The following is a 1,241-nucleotide window of genomic DNA, read 5'->3' on the forward strand; positions in this document are numbered from 1 at the left end:
AGGTTGATAGGTTCCGCCAGCCTGCCAACCAGGCCAACGATACCTTCATCAAACGCGAGTGCGACGGTGCGACCACGTGGTTTTTTCAGACCTCGTGTCGCCATGAGGTAATAACAACGTCGGTCGTGATCGGCCAGATAGACCGAGCAGACCTCTGTATCCATCGCAAGACAGATGTCGGTAACCAGTATATTAAGCGCCTCATTAAGACGCGGAGCACTGGCCACCTTTTCGACTATTTCGCGCAGGCGGGTGAGCATAATTTGCGTAGCTTAACCTCTTTTACGTCTGTACGCAGGTGCGCTTTGCGGTTTAGGAGTGCTCTCCTGAAGCGCCATGACAACACTTGCGAATTCTTTCATCACCCTGCGATAGACATCGCGTTTAAATGACACCACCTGTCGAACCGGATACCAGTAACTCACCCAGCGCCAGCCGTCGAACTCAGGTGTACTGCTGGTTTGCATATTAATTTCAGCATCGCTGCTGACCAATTGCAGAAGAAACCATTTTTGTTTCTGGCCGATACAAACCGGCTTTGTGTCCCAACGCACCAAACGTTTCGGTAACTTGTAACGCAACCAGTTACGAGTAGAAGCAAGGATCCGTACATCTTTACGGCTGAGACCCACTTCTTCAAAGAGTTCCCGGTACATCGCCTGCTCTGCTGTCTCTCCTGCGTTTATCCCACCTTGTGGGAATTGCCAGGAGTGCTGACCAAATCGCCGGGCCCACATGACCTGCCCCTGGCGGTTACAAATTACTATCCCTACATTCGGGCGGTAGCCATCGTCATCAATCACCGGACTACCTCAACATAAACCTTATATACAAACGATTGTTTCACACTCCTGAGAGGCGGTAAACCACTCTGTTAAGGGTGCGATATTCTAATAACAATTGAATAACTCACAGCGAAGCCCAGAGTTATAAACAGAAGAAGGGCATTCAGGGCGATTTTATTCACCTTTTCTGTGGATATAGTTGTGAAGAAGTACGGAATTACTATGGGAAAACCCAGAACAGTCCGAATAAGACATTCGTCACATATAAAAAATAGTCTTATTTATTCATTAAGTTAAAAACGATCGGTACCAACGCACACACATAAATGTGATGTGTGTCACGCACACGATCTTCACGCTGATGAAAGATCGACCAGCGTTGGTTTTATCCACAGATTATGCCAATAAGTTAGGCACAATTTGTGTAAAAATTCGATTTTCGTCGCACGTCAAGGC

General features: G+C 47.3%; 1 protein-coding gene and 1 pseudogene. Both read right to left on the bottom strand.

Features of this window, described 5'->3' with window-relative positions:
* Window positions 1-260 (bottom strand): annotated as a pseudogene (locus KQJ18_RS24055) (phosphoenolpyruvate-protein phosphotransferase PtsP); the annotation flags it as partial.
* A 12-nt stretch (window positions 261-272) separates the two neighbouring features.
* Window positions 273-803: an RNA pyrophosphohydrolase gene (gene rppH, locus KQJ18_RS24060; protein ID WP_003825602.1), complete on the bottom strand. Its 531-nt coding sequence runs from the start codon at window positions 801-803 to the stop codon at window positions 273-275.
* Window positions 804-1,241 lie beyond the last annotated feature (438 nt).

The organism is Citrobacter sp. S55_ASV_140, from assembly GCF_018919505.1.
In the GTDB taxonomy this organism is placed as follows: domain Bacteria; phylum Pseudomonadota; class Gammaproteobacteria; order Enterobacterales; family Enterobacteriaceae; genus Citrobacter; species Citrobacter werkmanii.